Source organism: Pseudomonas sivasensis (genome assembly GCF_052938085.1).
The window spans coordinates 3,570,772-3,588,030 of record NZ_CP176442.1; the positions used below are offsets into that span (position 1 = coordinate 3,570,772).

17 protein-coding genes and 1 pseudogene are annotated in these 17,259 nt (G+C 60.4%); 12 read left to right on the top strand and 6 right to left on the bottom strand.

Annotated features, from left to right (window positions below; translation table 11 throughout):
• The first annotated feature begins 112 nt into the window (after positions 1–112).
• The 8 genes from ACKZ62_RS16605 (at position 113) to ACKZ62_RS16640 (ending at position 7,878) form a co-directional block, all read left to right on the top strand.
• Entirely contained in the window at positions 113–1,003 is an 891-nt protein-coding gene (locus tag ACKZ62_RS16605) for a carbohydrate ABC transporter permease (RefSeq protein WP_339483909.1), read from the top strand.
• A gap of 10 nt (positions 1,004–1,013) precedes the next feature.
• The gene (locus ACKZ62_RS16610) at positions 1,014–1,844 is read left to right on the top strand and encodes a carbohydrate ABC transporter permease (protein ID WP_447095540.1); all 831 of its coding nucleotides are present in this window, start codon (positions 1,014–1,016) and stop codon (positions 1,842–1,844) included.
• A gap of 23 nt (positions 1,845–1,867) precedes the next feature.
• Positions 1,868–2,971, top strand: a complete 1,104-nt coding sequence (locus ACKZ62_RS16615) for an ABC transporter ATP-binding protein (protein ID WP_095185869.1) — start codon at positions 1,868–1,870, stop codon at positions 2,969–2,971.
• 18 nt (positions 2,972–2,989) lie between these two features.
• Positions 2,990–4,471, top strand: coding sequence for a mannitol dehydrogenase family protein (locus ACKZ62_RS16620; RefSeq protein ID WP_447095541.1), 1,482 nt, complete (start codon positions 2,990–2,992; stop codon positions 4,469–4,471).
• Between the two features lie 139 nt (positions 4,472–4,610).
• Positions 4,611–6,092, top strand: a complete 1,482-nt coding sequence (xylB, locus tag ACKZ62_RS16625) for a xylulokinase (protein ID WP_032886875.1) — start codon at positions 4,611–4,613, stop codon at positions 6,090–6,092.
• A 12-nt stretch (positions 6,093–6,104) separates the two neighbouring features.
• Positions 6,105–7,043 (top strand): carbohydrate kinase family protein, encoded by a 939-nt coding sequence (locus tag ACKZ62_RS16630; protein ID WP_447095542.1) that lies wholly within the window; start codon positions 6,105–6,107, stop codon positions 7,041–7,043.
• Between the two features lie 100 nt (positions 7,044–7,143).
• The gene (locus ACKZ62_RS16635; RefSeq protein ID WP_095185872.1) at positions 7,144–7,401 is read left to right on the top strand and encodes a DUF2790 domain-containing protein; all 258 of its coding nucleotides are present in this window, start codon (positions 7,144–7,146) and stop codon (positions 7,399–7,401) included.
• A gap of 78 nt (positions 7,402–7,479) precedes the next feature.
• Positions 7,480–7,878, top strand: a complete 399-nt coding sequence (locus ACKZ62_RS16640; protein ID WP_181643672.1) for a hypothetical protein — start codon at positions 7,480–7,482, stop codon at positions 7,876–7,878.
• Here ACKZ62_RS16640 and ACKZ62_RS16645 read toward each other — a convergent pair.
• Positions 7,875–8,144 carry a DUF1652 domain-containing protein gene (locus ACKZ62_RS16645; protein WP_095185874.1) on the bottom strand — a complete coding sequence of 90 codons (270 nt, stop codon included), beginning with the start codon at positions 8,142–8,144 and terminating at the stop codon, positions 7,875–7,877. The two genes, ACKZ62_RS16640 and ACKZ62_RS16645, sit on opposite strands and share 4 nt — an antisense overlap.
• Before the next feature lie 225 nt (positions 8,145–8,369).
• Complete coding sequence (gene ilvA / locus ACKZ62_RS16650) at positions 8,370–9,401, bottom strand: threonine ammonia-lyase, biosynthetic (protein ID WP_179179138.1); 1,032 nt, start codon at positions 9,399–9,401, stop codon at positions 8,370–8,372.
• A 270-nt stretch (positions 9,402–9,671) separates the two neighbouring features.
• Here ilvA and ACKZ62_RS16655 point away from each other — a divergent pair, with 270 nt between their 5' ends.
• A complete protein-coding gene (locus tag ACKZ62_RS16655; protein ID WP_025855286.1) occupies positions 9,672–9,872 on the top strand; it encodes a ParD-like family protein in 201 nt (66 codons plus the stop codon).
• The gene (map, locus tag ACKZ62_RS16660) at positions 9,872–10,627 is read left to right on the top strand and encodes a type I methionyl aminopeptidase (RefSeq protein WP_447095543.1); all 756 of its coding nucleotides are present in this window, start codon (positions 9,872–9,874) and stop codon (positions 10,625–10,627) included. Before ACKZ62_RS16655 ends, map begins: the two co-directional genes overlap by 1 nt.
• A 43-nt stretch (positions 10,628–10,670) precedes the next feature.
• On the opposite strand, the gene ACKZ62_RS16665 is transcribed toward map, so the two are convergent.
• Together ACKZ62_RS16665 and ACKZ62_RS16670 are read right to left on the bottom strand one after the other, a co-directional pair.
• A complete protein-coding gene (locus tag ACKZ62_RS16665) occupies positions 10,671–11,603 on the bottom strand; it encodes a magnesium transporter CorA family protein (RefSeq protein ID WP_032886884.1) in 933 nt (310 codons plus the stop codon).
• Between the two features lie 6 nt (positions 11,604–11,609).
• Positions 11,610–13,196, bottom strand: a complete 1,587-nt coding sequence (locus ACKZ62_RS16670) for a RimK family ATP-grasp domain-containing protein (RefSeq protein ID WP_032886887.1) — start codon at positions 13,194–13,196, stop codon at positions 11,610–11,612.
• Positions 13,197–13,290: 94 nt separating this feature from the next.
• Between ACKZ62_RS16670 and ACKZ62_RS16675 the strand changes: the two are divergent.
• Positions 13,291–13,740 (top strand): annotated as a pseudogene (locus ACKZ62_RS16675) (GNAT family N-acetyltransferase); the annotation flags it as partial.
• On the opposite strand, the gene sfnG reads toward ACKZ62_RS16675, so the two are convergent.
• Positions 13,736–14,821, bottom strand: coding sequence for a dimethylsulfone monooxygenase SfnG (sfnG, locus tag ACKZ62_RS16680; RefSeq protein WP_032886892.1), 1,086 nt, complete (start codon positions 14,819–14,821; stop codon positions 13,736–13,738). The pseudogene ACKZ62_RS16675 and the gene sfnG sit on opposite strands and share 5 nt — an antisense overlap.
• A gap of 266 nt (positions 14,822–15,087) precedes the next feature.
• Between sfnG and ACKZ62_RS16685 the strand changes: the two genes are divergently transcribed.
• Positions 15,088–16,326: an acyl-CoA dehydrogenase family protein gene (locus tag ACKZ62_RS16685; RefSeq protein WP_099602885.1), complete on the top strand. Its 1,239-nt coding sequence runs from the start codon at positions 15,088–15,090 to the stop codon at positions 16,324–16,326.
• A gap of 127 nt (positions 16,327–16,453) precedes the next feature.
• Here ACKZ62_RS16685 and ACKZ62_RS16690 read toward each other — a convergent pair whose 3' ends face one another.
• Complete coding sequence (locus ACKZ62_RS16690; protein ID WP_032886896.1) at positions 16,454–17,239, bottom strand: sulfite exporter TauE/SafE family protein; 786 nt, start codon at positions 17,237–17,239, stop codon at positions 16,454–16,456.
• Positions 17,240–17,259 lie beyond the last annotated feature (20 nt).

Consider the following 17,259-nt stretch of genomic DNA (forward strand, 5'->3'; position numbering starts at 1 on the left):
CGATAGCCATCTACCAGTTGATGATTCAGTGACTGATACACCGCTATCGGGGGCAAGCCCTCTCCCATCCTGACCGCATTCCGATCCTTGCTTCGCAATGGCCTTGATTATCATGAATACACCACCCAAAAACCGCCTGGCCAACCCCGGCTGGTTCCTCGTCACGCCCTCGGTCGCCATGCTGTTGCTTTGGATGATCGTGCCCCTGGGCATGACCCTGTACTTTTCCCTGATCCGCTACAACCTGCTCTACCCCGGCGAAAACCAATTCGTGGGGCTGGAGAACTTCACCTACTTCATCACCGACTCGGGCTTCTTGCCCGGTGCCTCCAACACACTGTTGCTGGTAGGTAGCGTATTGCTGATCAGCGTGGTGTTCGGCGTGCTGATCAGCGCGCTGCTGGAAGCCAGTGAATTCTTCGGTCGCGGCCTGGTGCGGGTGTTGCTGATTTCTCCGTTCTTCATCATGCCCACCGTCGGTGCGCTGATCTGGAAGAACCTGATTTTTCACCCGGTGTCGGGAATCCTCGCTGCCGTGTGGAAGTTCTTTGGCGCAGAACCTGTTGACTGGCTGGCGCACTACCCGCTGCTGTCGATCATCATCATTGTGTCGTGGCAATGGCTGCCCTTCGCGATCCTGCTGCTGATGACCGCCATGCAGTCCCTCGACCAGGAACAAAAGGAAGCGGCACGTCTGGACGGTGCCGGCGCCATTGCGATTTTCTGGCACCTGACCCTGCCCCACCTGGCCCGCCCGATTGCCGTGGTGGTGATGATCGAAACGATCTTCCTGCTCTCGGTATTCGCCGAAATCTTCACCACCACCAACGGTGGCCCCGGCTACGCGTCGACCAACCTGGCCTACCTGATCTACAACCAGGCGCTGGTGCAATTCGACGTGGGCATGGCCTCGGCCGGCGGCTTGATTGCCGTGGTCATCGCCAATATCGCGGCGATCATCCTGGTGCGGATGATCGGCAAAAACCTGACTGACAAGCCTTGAGGGCCGCGCCATGACGCTTCAACAATCCCGCCGCCTGCAAAGCCTGTTGCTCGGCACGTTGGCCTGGGCCATCGCAATCCTGATTTTCTTCCCGATCTTCTGGATGGTGCTGACCAGCTTCAAGACCGAAATCGATGCGTTCGCCACGCCGCCGCAGTTCATCTTCACGCCGACGCTGGAGAACTACCTGCACATCAACGAGCGCAGCAACTACTTCAGCTATGCCTGGAACTCGGTGCTGATTTCCTTCAGCGCTACCGCCCTGTGCCTGCTGGTCTCGGTGCCGGCGGCCTACTCCATGGCGTTCTACGAAACCAAGCGTACCAAGGGCACGCTGCTGTGGATGCTCTCCACCAAGATGCTGCCGCCGGTAGGCGTGCTGATGCCGATCTACCTGCTGGCCAAGAGTTTTGGCCTGCTGGATACGCGCATTGCGCTAATCATCATCTACACCCTGATCAACCTGCCGATCGTGGTCTGGATGGTTTACACCTACTTCAAAGACATCCCCAAAGACATCCTCGAAGCAGCACGCCTGGACGGCGCCACCCTCTGGCAGGAAATGGTCCGGGTACTGCTGCCGATCGCCAAGGGCGGCCTCGCTTCCACGGTGTTGCTGTCGCTGATCCTGTGCTGGAACGAGGCGTTCTGGTCGCTGAACCTGACCTCATCGAACGCGGCGCCGTTGACCGCGCTGATCGCCTCCTACTCCAGCCCCGAAGGTTTGTTCTGGGCCAAATTGTCGGCCGTCTCGACCCTCGCCTGTGCGCCGATCCTGATCTTTGGCTGGATCAGCCAGAAACAGCTGGTGCGCGGTTTGTCCTTCGGCGCAGTTAAATAATAATTTCTAGCGGAGGGCCCATCATGGCCAACCTCAAAATCAAGAATTTGCAAAAAGGCTTCGAAGGTTTCTCGATCATCAAAGGCATCGACCTGGAAGTGAACGACAAGGAGTTCGTGGTCTTCGTCGGCCCGTCGGGCTGCGGTAAGTCCACCCTGCTGCGCCTGATCGCCGGCCTGGAAGAAGTTACCGAAGGCACCATCGAACTCGATGGCCGCGACATCACCGAAGTGACCCCGGCCAAGCGCGACCTGGCGATGGTGTTCCAGACTTACGCGCTGTATCCGCATATGAGCGTGCGCAAAAACATGTCGTTTGCCCTGGACCTGGCCGGCGTCGACAAGAAGCTGGTGGAGAGCAAGGTCAACGAAGCGGCGCGCATCCTCGAACTGGGCCCGCTGCTGGAGCGCAAGCCCAAGCAACTCTCCGGTGGCCAGCGTCAGCGCGTAGCGATTGGCCGCGCCATTGTGCGCAACCCGAAGATCTTCCTGTTCGACGAACCGCTGTCCAACCTCGACGCTGCCCTGCGTGTGCAAATGCGCCTGGAGCTGGCGCGCCTGCATAAAGAGCTGCAGGCGACCATGATCTACGTGACCCACGACCAGGTCGAGGCCATGACCCTGGCTGACAAGGTGGTGGTCTTGAACAGCGGCCGTATCGAGCAGGTGGGTTCGCCGCTGGAGCTGTATCACCAACCCGCGAACCTGTTTGTGGCAGGCTTTCTAGGCACGCCGAAAATGGGCTTCCTCAAGGGCAAGGTCACGCGTGTCGAGTCCCAGACCTGCGAAGTGCAACTGGACGCCGGCACCTTGATCAACCTGCCGCTCAGTGGTCCGACCTTGAGCGTCGGCAGCGCGGTCACCCTGGGCATTCGTCCGGAGCACTTGGAAATCGCGTCGCCTGGCCAAACCACCCTGACCGTCACCGCCGACGTCGGCGAACGCCTGGGCAGTGACACCTTCTGCCACGTCAACACCGCCAACGGCGAGCCGTTGACCATGCGCATCCGCGGCGACATGGCCAGCCAGTACGGTGAAACCCTGCACCTGCACCTGGACCCGGCGCACTGCCATCTGTTCGACACCGATGGCGTGGCCGTGGCCCGTCCACTGCGCGCTGCCGCCTGATTTCGCGAGTATTACGTTATGAAATTGAACACACAGAACCTCACGCAACTGGCTGAGCAGGTGAAAATCCCGGCCTACGCCATTTCCGACACCCGTCAGGGCATCGCCCATATCGGCGTCGGCGGCTTCCACCGCGCGCATCAGGCGTATTACACCGATGCGCTGATGAACACCGGTGAAGGCCTGGACTGGAGCATCTGCGGCGTCGGACTGCGGGCCGAGGACCGCAAGGCCCGCGACGACCTGGCCGGCCAGGACTACCTGTTCACCCTGTATGAACTGGGCGACACCGACGACACCGAAGTGCGCGTAATCGGTGCCATCAGCGACATGCTGCTGGCCGCAGACAGCGCCCAAGCCCTGATCGACAAGCTCGCCAGCCCTGAAATCCGCATCGTCTCGCTGACCATCACCGAGGGCGGTTACTGCATCGACGACAGCAACGGCGAGTTCATGGCCCACCTGCCGCAGATCCAGCACGACCTGGCGCACCCCATGGCGCCGAAAACCGTGTTCGGTTTTATCTGCGCGGCGCTGACCCAACGCCGCGCCGCCGGCATTCCCGCGTTCACCGTGATGTCCTGCGATAACCTGCCCCACAACGGCGCCGTCACGCGCAAGGCATTGCTGGCGTTTGCCGCCCTGCACAATGCCGAGTTGCATGACTGGATCGAAGCCAATGTGAGCTTCCCGAATGCCATGGTCGACCGCATCACCCCCATGACCAGCACCGCCCACCGCCTGCAATTGCACGATGAACACGGCATTGACGATGCCTGGCCAGTGGTGTGCGAACCCTTCGTGCAGTGGGTGCTGGAAGACAAATTCGTCAACGGCCGCCCGGCGTGGGAAAAGGTCGGCGTGCAGTTCACCGACGATGTGACGCCCTATGAAGAGATGAAGATCGGTTTGCTCAACGGCAGCCACCTGGCCCTGACCTACCTGGGGTTTCTCAAGGGTTATCGGTTTGTGCACGAGACCATGAACGACCCGCTGTTCGTAGCCTACATGCGTGCCTACATGGACCTCGACGTCACGCCAAACCTCGCGCCGGTACCGGGCATCGACCTGACCGACTACAAGCAGACGCTGGTGGATCGCTTCTCCAACCAGGCGATTGCCGACCAGTTGGAGCGCGTATGTTCGGACGGCTCGTCGAAGTTTCCCAAGTTCACCGTGCCGACCATCAATCATCTGATTGCCGATGGGCGTGAAACAGAGCGCGCGGCGCTGGTCGTCGCAGCCTGGGCCTTGTATTTGAAGGGTGTGGATGAGAATGGGGTGAGCTACAAAATCCCCGATCCGCGGGCGGAATTCTGCCAGGGGTTGGTGACTGACGATGCGCTGATCAGCAAACGCCTACTGGGCGTAGAAGAGATTTTTGGCACGGCTATTCCCAACTCGCCGGCGTTTGTGGCAGCGTTCGAGCGGTGCTATGAGAGTCTGCGTGATAACGGCGTCACCGCTACCCTGAAGCACCTCCTGAAGAAACCGGTTTAAATGTGAGAAGGGGCTTGCCCCCGATGAGGGTGTGTCAGTCAAATATCCTTCACTGACCCACTGCCATCGGGGGCAAGCCCCCTCCCACACTGGACCGGGTTGCCAATCCAAAAAAAATAACACTGCTGAGCACACCATCATGACCCAGCAAAACCTGTTCCTCGGCATCGACTGCGGCACCCAAGGCACCAAAGCCATCGTCCTCGACGCCTCCAGCGGCAAGGTGCTGGGCCTGGGCGCCGCCGCGCACACGTTGATCAGCGGCGCCAATGGCCGTCGCGAACAGCACACCCAGGAGTGGCTGGACGCCTTTACCGAAGCCACCCACCGCGCCCTGCAACAGGCTGGCGTGGACGGCCAGGACATCCTTGGTATCGGCGTTTCCGGCCAGCAGCACGGGCTGGTGCTGCTGGATGACCAAGGCCAGGTCTTGCGCCCGGCCAAGCTGTGGTGCGACACCGAAACCGCGCCGGAGAACGACCGCCTGCTGCAACATCTGGGCGGCGAAAGCGGTTCACTCGAACGGCTGGGCGTGGCCATCGCACCGGGCTACACCGTGTCCAAGCTGCTATGGACGCGCGAACAACACCCGGACATCTTCAAGCAAATCGCCCATATCCTGCTGCCCCACGACTACCTCAATTACTGGCTCACCGGCCGTGCCGTCGCAGAATACGGCGATGCGTCCGGCACCGGCTATTTCAACGTGCGCAGCCGTGACTGGGATGTGGCACTGCTCAAGCACATCGACCCCAGTGGTCGCCTGGAACAAGCCTTACCGCAACTGATCGAAGCCGATCAAACCGTGGGCAGCATCCTGCCTGCCATCGCCGAGCGCCTGGGCATCAACCCCAACGCCATCGTCGCCAGCGGCGGCGGCGATAACATGATGGGCGCCATCGGCACCGGTAATATCGCGCCCGGCGTGATCACCATGAGCCTGGGCTCATCGGGTACCGTCTATGCGTTTTCGGACCAACCCAACGTCAGCCCCCAAGCGTCGGTCGCCACATTCTGCTCATCCAGCGGCGGCTGGTTGCCGTTGATCTGCACGATGAACCTGACCAACGCCACAGGCGTGATACGCGAGCTGTTCGAACTCGACCTGAACGCCTTCAACAGCCTGGTCGAGCAAGCGCCGATTGGCGCCGACGGCGTCAGCATGCTGCCGTTCCTCAACGGCGAACGCGTACCCGCCCTGCCCCACGCCACTGGCAGCCTGCACGGCCTGACCATGACCAACCTGACACGCGCCAACCTGTGCCGCGCCGTGGTTGAAGGCACCACCTTCGGCCTGCGCTACGGGCTGGACCTGCTGCGCCAAACCGGCCTGCAAAGCCAGAGTATCCGCCTGATCGGCGGCGGCTCGAAAAGCCCCGTGTGGCGGCAGATGGTCGCCGATATCATGAACACCGAAGTGATCTGCACCGAACAAAGCGAAGCCGCCGCCCTCGGCGCGGCGATCCAGGCTGCGTGGAGCCAGTCCGGCGAATCCCTGGCCAGCCTCTGCGACAAATGCGTGAGCGTCGACCCGGCCAGCCGTACCTTGCCGGTGGCGGCCCATGTCAGCGCCTATCAACTGGCTTACGAACGCTATCAACAGCACGTGGCAACCCTTTAAGAGCGAACGACTATGTATCTGGTGTGTGGTGAAGCGCTGTTCGATTTTTTCAGCGAGGAAGATGCCAGCGGGCAGGCCTCCAAGGTCAACTACAAGGCGATTGCGGGTGGCTCACCGTTCAACGTCGCGGTGGGGTTACGCCGCCTGGGCATCGAGGCGGGGTTGTTCGGCGGCCTGTCCACCGATTTCCTCGGCCGACGCTTATTGCAGGTGCTGAAAGATGAAGGCGTCAGCGAACAGTTCCTGGTGGAATTCGCCGCGCCGACCACCCTGTCCATGGTCGCCGTGGGTGCCAATGGTTCACCGCAGTACAACTTCCGGGGTGAGGGCTGTGCGGACCGGCTGCTGCAAGCCGAGCATTTGCCGGTACTCGGTGATGACGTGCGTGGGCTGCATATCGGCTCGTTCTCCCTGGTGGTGCAACCGATTGGCGACACCCTGCTGGCCCTGGTACAGCGCGAAAGCGGCAAGCGCCTGATCAGCCTCGACCCCAACGTGCGCCTCAACCCGCAACCCGACATCCAGCTGTGGCGTGACCGCGTCGCCGAGCTGGTCAAACATGCCGACCTGATCAAGGTCAGCGATGAAGACCTGCACCTGCTGTACCCCGACCAGTCGCCGGAAAGCTTGCTGCAAGGCTGGTTGCAACACCGTTGCCAGTTGGTATTCCTCACCCGTGGCGGCGACGGCGCCAGTGTGTTCAGCCGCCAACATGGCACCTGGTCGCAACCTGCGGTCAAGGTGGTGATGGCCGACACCGTGGGCGCCGGCGATACCTTCCAGGCTGCGTTGATTGCCTGGCTGACCGAGCAACAGTTGGATTCGGTAGACGGCCTGCAACAACTCACCCGCGCGCAGATTGACGCCATGCTGGGCTTCGCGATTCGCGCGGCGGCAATGACCTGCACCAAAACCGGCCCGGACCTGCCGTATCGTAAACAGTTGGGCTGAGCACCCGGTTTCATGAAGGTTTTGTCAGCCAGGCCTCGATTAATCGATGGTTAATCCCGCAAGCCGACAGTGAAGTCGAACCCACTTGCGGAGCACCTTCATGAAACTACGTACTTTACTGTGTGGCGGCGCGCTGGCACTGGCAGCCGTCTCGGGCCTGGCCCAGGCCGACAACCAGAAACCCGTGCCTTACCAATACGGCATGCCGTTGAACATCAAGCATGTGATCGCCATGAACGAAGCGCCGACCAATGACTGCAAAGTCATCGACGCCGATATCAAGTTCGTGGACAAGGCTGGGAAAGTCGAAGATGTGGGCTATCGGAAGCTGTCCGACGCGTGCAGCTTCCAGAATTGAGCGTTGCACTGTCACACAGCAAGCCCGCGTAGATAGGCGTATTCTTGCGGGCTTGTCCCAAGGCCGAAAGGAATCGCCATGTCGTTCAGTTTTCGTACCCTCGCCACCACAACCGCCCTGCTGTGCTTTGCCCTCGCACTGGTCTGGGGGTTACGCCCCGATCTGCTGCTCGGTATGTGGGGAGTGAATTCTTCAGACGCCACAGGCCTGGTCGCCCGCCGCAGCGCCGCGCTGTTCCTGGCCATCGGCATCATGTTTTACCGGGCCCGCCATGCGCCGCCTTCGGACACGCGTCGCGCCATGACCAGTGGCTTTGCCATCGGTTGCCTGGTGCTGGCTGTGCTGGGCTTGAGTGAGTGGTTCAATGGCAACGCCGGGCCGGGGATCTTCCTGGCCGTGGCGACCGAAACCGTATTGGGCCTGGCGTTTATCCAAGCCCACAGGTCTTCGGTGGTTCACCCTCAGGCGTCTGCCTAGTAATAGGCTCGACCTCCCGCTCTTTGCAGGGCGGGTGCAGGGGTATTTTTCAGATCTTCACGCAACCCGGCGATCAGGTTGCAAATCGCTCGACTGCTGTCGAGTTTGTCCGTCTTGATGCCTTTGACCTCCAAATCCACCCGGTCACGGTCGCGATCGTCATAGATCTTGATCGTCAGCGAAGCATCTTCGGCTTTGGTGCATTCGCACCGTTTGGGCAGGAAACTTCCTTCAATAATGCTGCGAAGCTCTAATTCCGAAAGCATGGCCAACCTCTCCTTTTTTGAGACTGCCAACAGAGTCTTATGGGTGTGGCAGACGCCTGCCTGCCGCGTCTTGCCGACCTTGGAAGACGTTTCAACTACCAGCCTACTCGGCAAAATACGCTTGCGTTGTAACCATTCCTCATAAGGAACGCGAAAGTTTATATAACTTAAACAGGTCCCCGTCCGTAGTGTTTATAACATCGTCGAACAGCCACGATTAAACGTTTAACCCTGCACTTCGTGTGCGTATGCCATCACTCTTTCAGCAACATGTCGCAAACTATCAAAGTTAATATTCGCCCCGGAATTCACCGCCACCAGTGTCTGCCCATGCACGCCTCGTTGCGCCACGTACTTGCGAATGCCCGCCACCGCCAACGCGCCAGAGGGTTCGGTGATGGAACGGGTGTCGTCGTAGATCAGCTTGATGGCGCTGCACAGTTCGTCATTGCTCACGGTGATGACTTCATCCACCCACTCCCGGCAGATTTCAAAACCGTAGGCGCCGATCTGCGCTACGGCGGTACCGTCGGCAAACCCGTCGACGCTCGGCAACACCACCCGCTCACCGGCGCGCAGGGCGGCCAGCAGGCAACTGGAGCCTTCGGGCTCGACACCGACGATGCGCACCTCAGGCCGCAGGTATTTGACGTAGGCCGCGATACCTGCGATCAGACCGCCGCCACCCACCGGCACGAAGATGGCGTCCAACGGGCCCTGTTGCTGGCGCAGGATTTCCATGGCCACGGTGCCCTGGCCGGCGATCACGTCCGGATCATCGAAGGGCGAAACGAACGTGCATCCGGATGTCTCGGCCAGTTGCAGCGCATGGGCCAGGGCAAACGGGAAACTCTCCCCGTGCAACACCGCTTCGGCGCCTCGGGAGCGCACGCCCAACACCTTCAACTCGGGCGTGCTGCACGGCATGACGATCCGCGCCTTGATCCCCAACTCCTTCGCCGCCAGTGCCACGCCTTGCGCATGGTTCCCCGCCGATGCGGTCACCACACCGCGCGCCTTTTGCTCGGCGGTGAGCTGCACCAGCTTGTTGTAGGCGCCGCGAATCTTGAAGGAAAAGGTCGGTTGCAGGTCTTCGCGCTTGAGCAGCACCTGGTTACCCAGCAGCGCCGACAATGCCGGCGCGGCTTGCAGGGGCGTACGCAACGCCAGGTCATAGACCGGCGCGGCGAGGATCTTTTTTACATAGTGTTCAAGCAATGCCGTATCAGCGGTGTGGGGGACGGGGCACGTGCTCATGGGTGTCTCCTGGTTTTCAAGGGCCCTGGAGACGGAAAAACAAAACCCGCCTCTAAGGCGGGTTTGGGTGCAGCCGTGTGCTATCCCGCCAAATGAGGAATGGCGGTAATAATGCTTGGCTGGCTGCGGAAGGTTTGAAATGTCATGTCACGAAATTAACCGGGCGTCACCGGGCAAGTCAATGGCCAAGCGCCATTTAGCGTTTGGGGGTTTACGATAGATATACGAAACATATACGCTTTGTATATCAACTTTTAAACAGTGAACCCCATGGGCATCGTCAAAATCACCGACCAACTGCATGAACAACTCCGCCTGGCCAGCGCGGCCATGGACCGCTCCATCAACGCCCAGGCCGAGTTCTGGATCAAGATCGGCCTGCTCGCCGAACTCAACCCCAACCTGCCGTACAACGAGCTGATCAACAAACTGTTGCTGGACAAGCCCGACCTGATCCGGGGGCGCAGCTGATGATCAAGACTGCCGCTCAACTGGCTGTGATGCGCGAATCCGGGCGCCTGCTGGCTCAAGTGTTCGACATGCTCGACGGGTTTGTCGCCGCCGGCCGTTCCACCTTGGAGCTGGACGCCGCCGTCGAAGCCTTCATTCGTAACGACCTTAAAGCCCGCCCCGCCAGCCTCGGGCAATACGACTACCCCTTCTCCATCAACACCTCAATCAACGAAGTGGTGTGCCATGGGATGCCCAGCCCCAAGGAGATCCTCAAGGACGGCGACATCATCAACATCGACGTCACCCTGGAAAAAGGTGGCTTTATCGCCGACTCCAGCAAGATGTACATGATTGGCAACGTCGCCCCCAAGGCGCGGCGCCTGGTGGAAATGACCTTTGAGGCGATGTGGGCCGGGATCCGCCAGGTCAAGCCCGGCGCACGCCTGGGTGATATCGGCCATGCGATCCAGAGCCATGCACAGGCCAATGGCTATAGCGTGGTGCGCGAATACTGCGGCCACGGTATCGGCAAGCAGATGCATGAAGAGCCGCAAATCCTGCACTTCGGCCGACCCGGCACCGGGCTGGAACTGCGCGAAGGCATGGTGTTTACCATCGAACCGATGCTCAACCAGGGCAGTTCCAAGGTGCGCAGCCTGAAAGATGGCTGGACGGTGGTGGACAACAGCCTGTCGGCGCAGTGGGAGCATACGGTGGCGGTGACGGCGGATGGCTTTGAAGTGCTGACCTTGCAAACACAGCCAGGCGAATAACCTGTGGCGAGCGGGCTTGTCGAAGAAGTACTCCCTCGCCCCCTTACATCGTCGCGCCCGCCATCCGTTTGAGCGCCAGTACCATCAAGCCGGCGCCCAACCCCATCGCTGCCAGGAACAATGGGTACGACACCCACCACGGCGTACCCGCGGTCATCATGCTGAACTCCGACATACCGCCAATGCTGGCGATCAGGTTGAGCGGCAAGAACACCACGTTGATCAGCGTCAGCTTGCGCAACAGGTTGTTCATGCTGTTGTTCATCAGGTTGCCGCGCGCATCGATCAGCCCGGAAAACACGTTGGAATAGATCTCCGCCTGTTTGTAGCACTGGTGGTTCTCGATGATCAGGTCATCGATAAGGCCGAGAATTTCAGCACTGAAGTGCTCTTTTTCCCCATGGTTACGCAGCCGCGACAGCACGGCGCCGTTGCTGTGCAGCGCGTTGATGTAATAGATCAGGCTTTCGCTGAGGCTGAACATCTGCATCAAGTGATGGTTGCTCATGGACGCGTTGAACTGCTGCTGCAACTCCCGTGCAACCAGCTTGATCACCTTGAGGTGGCCCAGGTAGTGGTGGATGTTGTTGAGCAACAGGTCGAGCAATACGTCCAGCGGCGTGTGCAACGGCCGGCGCTGGCCCAGGCCACTCAGTGGGGTCTCATCAGTGGCGATCACCAGCAGGCGGCCGGGTGAAAACAGCAGGCCGCACGACGCCACTTCGAACACCAGGTTGCCGCCACCGGAATAGTTCTCCGGGCGCTTCCAGATCAGGAACAGGTTGTCGGGATGAAACTCGATGCGTGAGACTTCATCCGGGTCGAGCGCCGACGCCAACGCGTGCTCGTCGAGCTTGTGGTGATCACGCAGCCACTCGCGCTCGGCCAGGTCGGGGTTGTTGAACAACAGGATCGGGGCCGCGTCGCTGTGCCCCGGACGTAACTTTCCACCGTTCAGTTCAAAGCGCTGGATCATCGCGCGTCACCACACCTGACCCTGGCGTTTCAGCTCCAGGCGCCGCACAAACTCTTCCAGCACCAGGCTGTACAGGTCGTCCTGCAAGTAGGCATCTTCGATTCCAGCATCCAGGTTCGGGTTGTCGTTGACCTCGATCACCACCACCTTGTCGCCGGACTGCTTGAGGTCCACACCGTAAAGGCCATCGCCGATCAGGTTGGCGGTCTTCACCGCCAGTTCCACCACCGCCTTGGGCGCTTCATGGACGGCCAGGGTGCGGCATTCCCCGTTGATGGCCTGGCCGATGGCCTTGTGGTTATAGATCTGCCAGTGGCCCTTGGACATGAAGTACTGGCAAGCGAAGATCGGTTTGCGGTTGAGTACGCCGATGCGCCAGTCGTACTCGGTGTAGAAGAATTCCTGGGCCAGCAGCAGCACCGAATGCTCGAATAACTCGGCGGTGGCCTTGAGCAAGGCTTCCTGGCTTTCGACCTTGATCACGCCTCGGGAGAAACACCCGTCGGGAATCTTCAACACCAGCGGAAACCCAAGGCGCTCGCCGACCCGTTCGAAATCTTCCGGTCGCTCCTTGTAGAGAATCTCGGTGGCGGGCATGCCCAACTGATGGCTGTTGAGCAGGTCGGTGAGGTAGACCTTGTTGGTGCAGCGCAGGATCGACGCGGGGTCGTCCATCACCACCAGGCCTTCGCTTTCGGCTTTTTTGGCAAAGCGGTAGGTATGGTTGTCAACGCTGGTGGTCTCGCGGATCAGCAAGGCGTCGTATTCGGCCAGCCGCGCGTAGTCCTTGCGCTCGATCAGCTCCACATCGATGCCCAGGCCCTTGCCCACGCGGATGAAGTTCTCCAGGGCACGGGCGTTGGAGGGTGGCAGCTGCTCCTGTGGATCGTGCAGGATTGCCAGGTCGTAACGGGCCAGGCGCCGCGAACGGGGTTGGCGCCAGATCTTGCGGCTGAAGTTATCAAGGGCATGGGCGAACTGATCTTCCTGATCGTCGCGCAATTTGTGCAATACGCCGGATTTCACCCCTTCGATATGCCAACCGTTATTCTTTCTGAATTCAACCAAGAGGATCGGACACGGGAATGTTTCAAACAACTGGCGGGCCAATTCCTGCAACGGTTCTATATTGGTCCTGCCGAAGTAAAGTGTCAGGGTAAACCCTTCGGTATTACTGTAGAGGTGATGACTCAAGGCTTTATCAAGGGTTTTATCCAGGTCATCCAGCGCCAGGCCGTACAGCGACTTCTTAGTCAACTCACTGATGGTGCGCACCGAAGGAATCACCTTGTGTCCGCGCGCTTCGGCCAGCAACGAGCAGTAGTAGCCGTGCCCCAGGTACTTGTAGCTGCGGCACAGGTTGATCACCTGCACACGCTTGCCAGTCTCGTTTTGCCGTGTTTGCTCAAGGTATTCCTGGGCGGTGACGATGTCTTCGCTGGGAAAGTAGGAGGCCCAATCTTCCTTGCGCTCAACAATAATCACCACTTGACTGTTACTTCGAGGCGACGCAGAAAAAAAGCCCTTCGAAGTTATTGTCGCCGCGACAATTTGCTCGGATACTTCACGCCAATGACCTTGTACCGCCGACATAATATTTGATCCGCTTTAGAGAACTCGACCTTTTCTATTAAGCACGATCTTTTAGGGAAGTCCCGTTTCGTTACGCAACTTTTACGGCGGTTATATGGCTCTTTTCTCTCGCGTTGCATTACCCGGTGATGTACCGGCATTGGTCGCATTGGAACAACAGTGTTTCACCAGTGACCGGCTCTCATCGCGCAGTTTTCACTGGATGATCAGCCGCGCCCACGGCCAGTTGCTGGTAGCGGAACAGGACGGGCAGTTGCTCGGTTATGCGCTAGTGCTGTTTCGTCGTGGCAGCGCGTTCGCGCGCTTGTATTCCATCGCCATTGCCGCCCACGCACGCGGCCTCGGGCTGGGCAGGCAGTTGCTCAGCCATGTCGAGGCCTGCGGGGTGACGCACGGGTGCGCGCACCTGCGCCTGGAGGTGCGCACCGACAACCCCGGCGCCCTTGCGCTGTATGAGCGCAATGGCTACCGGCGCTTCGCCCAGGTCAACGACTACTACGCAGACCACACCCCGGCCCTGCGCCTGGAAAAAACCTTGGTCAGGCCACCTGCTTGATCCCGGCCTTGGCTTCCAGCTCACGCACCAGCGGCAGTACGCGTTTGCCGAAGTACTCCACTTCTTCCTGGAAGTGCAGGAAGCCCGCCAGCACCAGGTCCACGCCTACGGCCTTGAGTGCAACGATGCGCTCGGCGATCTGCTGCGGAGTGCCGATCAGGTTGGTCTTGAAGCCATCGTTGTACTGCACCAGGTCTTCAAAGCTGGACTTGGCCCAGTTGCCCTCGCCTTCGGGTGACGCCTTGCCTGCTTGCTTGGCCGCGTCGCCAAAGGCATTCACGGCTTCCGGGTCGGCCTTGTCGATGATCTCTGCGAGCACGGCGCGGGCTTCTTCCTCGGTGTCGCGGGCGATGATGAATGCATTCACGCCGACTTTGACCGAGTGGTTATTTGCGGCAGCCTTGGTGCGAATGTCATCGACCTGGGCCTTGATGCCTTCCGGGGTGTTGCCGTTGGTGAAATACCAATCCGACACCCGCGCCGCCATGTCCCGCGCGGCCCGTGAACTGCCGCCCTGGAACACTTCCGGCTGGCCCAGCGGCTTGGGTTTGAGGGTGTAGTTGTTGAAACGGTAGAAGTCGCCCTTGAAGGTAAAGTCGTCCTGGGTCCAGATGCCTTTGAGGGCACGGATAAATTCCTCGGAACGGCGATAGCGCTCGTCGTGTTCCAGCCAGTGTTCGCCGATGGCCTGGAACTCGCCCTTGAACCAGCCACTGACGATGTTCACCGCAATGCGGCCGTTGGTGAGTTGGTCGATGGTCGCCAGTTGCTTGGCCGCCAGCGCCGGCTGCCAAGGGCCGGGCAGGATCGCGGCGATGACCTTGAGCTTGGTGGTCGCCGCCAGCAGCGCATGGCTGAACGCCACGGATTCATGCTGGTTCTCGGCGCCGTAGCCAGCGGTGAAGCGGATCTGGGTCAGGCCGTATTCGAAGCCGGCTTCTTCGGCCAATTGCGCCAGTTTACGGTTGTAGTCGATGCCCCAGTGGGTGCGTTGTTCGATCTTACTGACCACCAGCCCACCGCTGACGTTGGGCACCCAATAGGCAAATTTCACGGCTTGCTGACTCATCGAACGGTACCTCGTGCAAAAGGGATGTATCGAGGCTTGAGCAGCAAGCGTGCCAGTCAGTGGCAAAGGCCCATGCCATGGGCGTTGCGCCCAAAAAAACGCCCTCGGCGGGCGTGCAGGCACATGTCATGGATCACGCCGGTTTGTCGGAATGCTGTTGCTGGAGCAACAGTAATCAACGCAAATCCCCCGTAAACATTGGGCCACGAACCCGGCACGGACTGTGCAATCCCCCTTGCATTGACCACTGCCCCGGAGCCTTGCCCATGACCGAACATCACGTCATTAACCCGCTGTCCATCGGCGTCGATTACCCCACCTTGGCCGCGCGCTTCCGGCCGATCTTCCAGCGCATCGCCGACGGTGCGGTGCAGCGCGAACTCAGCCGTACCCTGCCCCATGAGCCGATCCAATGGCTCAAGGAGGCCGGTTTCGGCGCGGTGCGCGTACCGGTGGAATATGGCGGTGGCGGTGCTTCGCTGCCGCAACTGTTCGAACTGCTGATCGAACTGGCCGAAGCCGACTCCAACGTACCCCAGGCGCTGCGCGGGCATTTCGCCTTTGCCGAGGACCGCCTGAACGCGCCGCCGAGTGCCGGCCGGGACCTGTGGTTCAAGCGGTTTGTCGACGGCGATATCGTCGGCTGCGCCTGGACTGAAATCGGCAACGTGGCCATCGGTGATGTGGTCACCCAGGTCAGCCCCGACGGCGATAAGTGGAAGCTCAACGGTGAAAAGTTCTACAGCACCGGCAGCATTTTCTCTGATTGGATCGACGTGTACGCCCAACGCAGCGATACCGGCGGCGATGTGATCGCTGCGACCCGTGCACGCCAGCCTGGCGTGGTGCACAGCGACGATTGGGACGGCTTTGGCCAGCGCACCACCGGCAGCGGCACCTCGCGCTTTACCGATGCTGAAGTCGAGGCGGATAACGTCATCGACTTTGCCACCCGTTTCAAATACCAGACCGCGTTCTACCAACTTGTCCTGCTGGCCAGCCTCGCCGGTATCGGCCGTGCGGCGTTGCGCGATGTGGCCCACCAGGTGCGCAGCCGCAAGCGCATCTACAGCCACGGCAATGCCCAGCATGTGAGCCAGGATGCACAGATTCAACAGGTGGTGGGCGAAGTCGCAGCACTGGTGTATGCCGCTGAAGCCAGCGCGTTAAGGGCGACATTGCCAGCGCAACGGGCTTACGTGGCGCGGTTTGGCGGGGATGACGCCGTGGAGCGCGAAGCCAACGTCGCCGCCGAAATTGAATCGGCCACGGCGCAGGTGGTGGTGTCGGAGTTGATCCAGCGGGCTACCAGCGAGTTGTTCAACGCACTGGGGGCGTCGGATGTGCGCCAGGGGAAAGCCCTTGATCGGCATTGGCGCAATGCGCGGACTGTGTCGTCCCACAACCCGGTGATCTACAAGGCGCGGATCGTGGGGGACTGGGTGATCAATGGCACCGAGCCGCCGTTTGTGTGGCAGATCGGCAATGGCCCGGCGAAAGCCTGAGGCTGAGCGGGGTCAAAACTGTGGGAGGGGGCTTGCCCCCGATGGCAGTGGGTCAGTCACTGTATTCAAAAACTGACCCACCGCTATCGGGGGCAAGCCCCCTCCCACATTGGATATTGCGCACGCCTCAGAAGGCCAGTTTGTAACCAACCGCCATCAACATGATCGCCAGGCACGGGCGAAGCACGCCGTCCGGGATCTTGCCGGTCATGTGGCTGCCGAAGTAAATGCCCGGCAACGAACCCATCAGCAGAAAGCCCAGCAGGTGCCAGTCCATATTGCCCATGCCAGCATGGCCTAGGCCTGCCACCAGGGTCAGGGGCACGGCGTGAGCAATCTCGGTGCCGACCAGGCGGCGCGTGGCGAGGAACGGATAGAGGATAAACAACGCGACCGTGCCCAGGGCGCCGGCGCCGATTGAAGTCAGGGCGACCATGGTGCCGAGGATGGCGCCGGTGACAACGGTCAAGCCGTTCAGGTTGCGCGGGTTCATGTGGTAGCTGTCGCCCGCGTGACGCTGGGCGAAGGCCAGCAGGCGTTGCTTGAACAGGATCGCCAGGGCCGTCAACAGCAACACGACACCGAGGGCTTGCTTGATGACCGCGTTCATCGCCGTAGGATCGGTATGCAAGGTGGCGAGAAACCACAGGGTCAGCAGCACCGCAGGCACACTGCCCAGGGTCAGCCAGCCGGTGATGGTCCAATCGATGTTCTTGTTCTTGCTGTGTACCAGCACGCCACCGGACTTGGTGATGGCCGCGTACAACAGGTCAGTGCCCACAGCCGTGGCCGGGTTGATGCCGAACCACAACAGGATCGGGGTCATCAACGAGCCCCCGCCGACACCGGTCATGCCCACGATAAAACCTACGATCAGGCCGGCAATTACGAAACCAAAGTTACCCACTTCCATTACAGCTACCCGCGGCCTTA

Coding starts and splice junctions, on each gene's coding strand:
- ACKZ62_RS16605 (WP_339483909.1), top strand. CDS start 113: ATGAATACACCACCCAAAAACCGCCTGGCCAACCCCGGCTGGTTCCTC.
- ACKZ62_RS16610 (WP_447095540.1), top strand. CDS start 1,014: ATGACGCTTCAACAATCCCGCCGCCTGCAAAGCCTGTTGCTCGGCACG.
- ACKZ62_RS16615 (WP_095185869.1), top strand. CDS start 1,868: ATGGCCAACCTCAAAATCAAGAATTTGCAAAAAGGCTTCGAAGGTTTC.
- ACKZ62_RS16620 (WP_447095541.1), top strand. CDS start 2,990: ATGAAATTGAACACACAGAACCTCACGCAACTGGCTGAGCAGGTGAAA.
- xylB (WP_032886875.1), top strand. CDS start 4,611: ATGACCCAGCAAAACCTGTTCCTCGGCATCGACTGCGGCACCCAAGGC.
- ACKZ62_RS16630 (WP_447095542.1), top strand. CDS start 6,105: ATGTATCTGGTGTGTGGTGAAGCGCTGTTCGATTTTTTCAGCGAGGAA.
- ACKZ62_RS16635 (WP_095185872.1), top strand. CDS start 7,144: ATGAAACTACGTACTTTACTGTGTGGCGGCGCGCTGGCACTGGCAGCC.
- ACKZ62_RS16640 (WP_181643672.1), top strand. CDS start 7,480: ATGTCGTTCAGTTTTCGTACCCTCGCCACCACAACCGCCCTGCTGTGC.
- ACKZ62_RS16645 (WP_095185874.1), bottom strand. CDS start 8,144: ATGCTTTCGGAATTAGAGCTTCGCAGCATTATTGAAGGAAGTTTCCTG.
- ilvA (WP_179179138.1), bottom strand. CDS start 9,401: ATGAGCACGTGCCCCGTCCCCCACACCGCTGATACGGCATTGCTTGAA.
- ACKZ62_RS16655 (WP_025855286.1), top strand. CDS start 9,672: ATGGGCATCGTCAAAATCACCGACCAACTGCATGAACAACTCCGCCTG.
- map (WP_447095543.1), top strand. CDS start 9,872: ATGATCAAGACTGCCGCTCAACTGGCTGTGATGCGCGAATCCGGGCGC.
- ACKZ62_RS16665 (WP_032886884.1), bottom strand. CDS start 11,603: ATGATCCAGCGCTTTGAACTGAACGGTGGAAAGTTACGTCCGGGGCAC.
- ACKZ62_RS16670 (WP_032886887.1), bottom strand. CDS start 13,196: ATGTCGGCGGTACAAGGTCATTGGCGTGAAGTATCCGAGCAAATTGTC.
- sfnG (WP_032886892.1), bottom strand. CDS start 14,821: ATGAGTCAGCAAGCCGTGAAATTTGCCTATTGGGTGCCCAACGTCAGC.
- ACKZ62_RS16685 (WP_099602885.1), top strand. CDS start 15,088: ATGACCGAACATCACGTCATTAACCCGCTGTCCATCGGCGTCGATTAC.
- ACKZ62_RS16690 (WP_032886896.1), bottom strand. CDS start 17,239: ATGGAAGTGGGTAACTTTGGTTTCGTAATTGCCGGCCTGATCGTAGGT.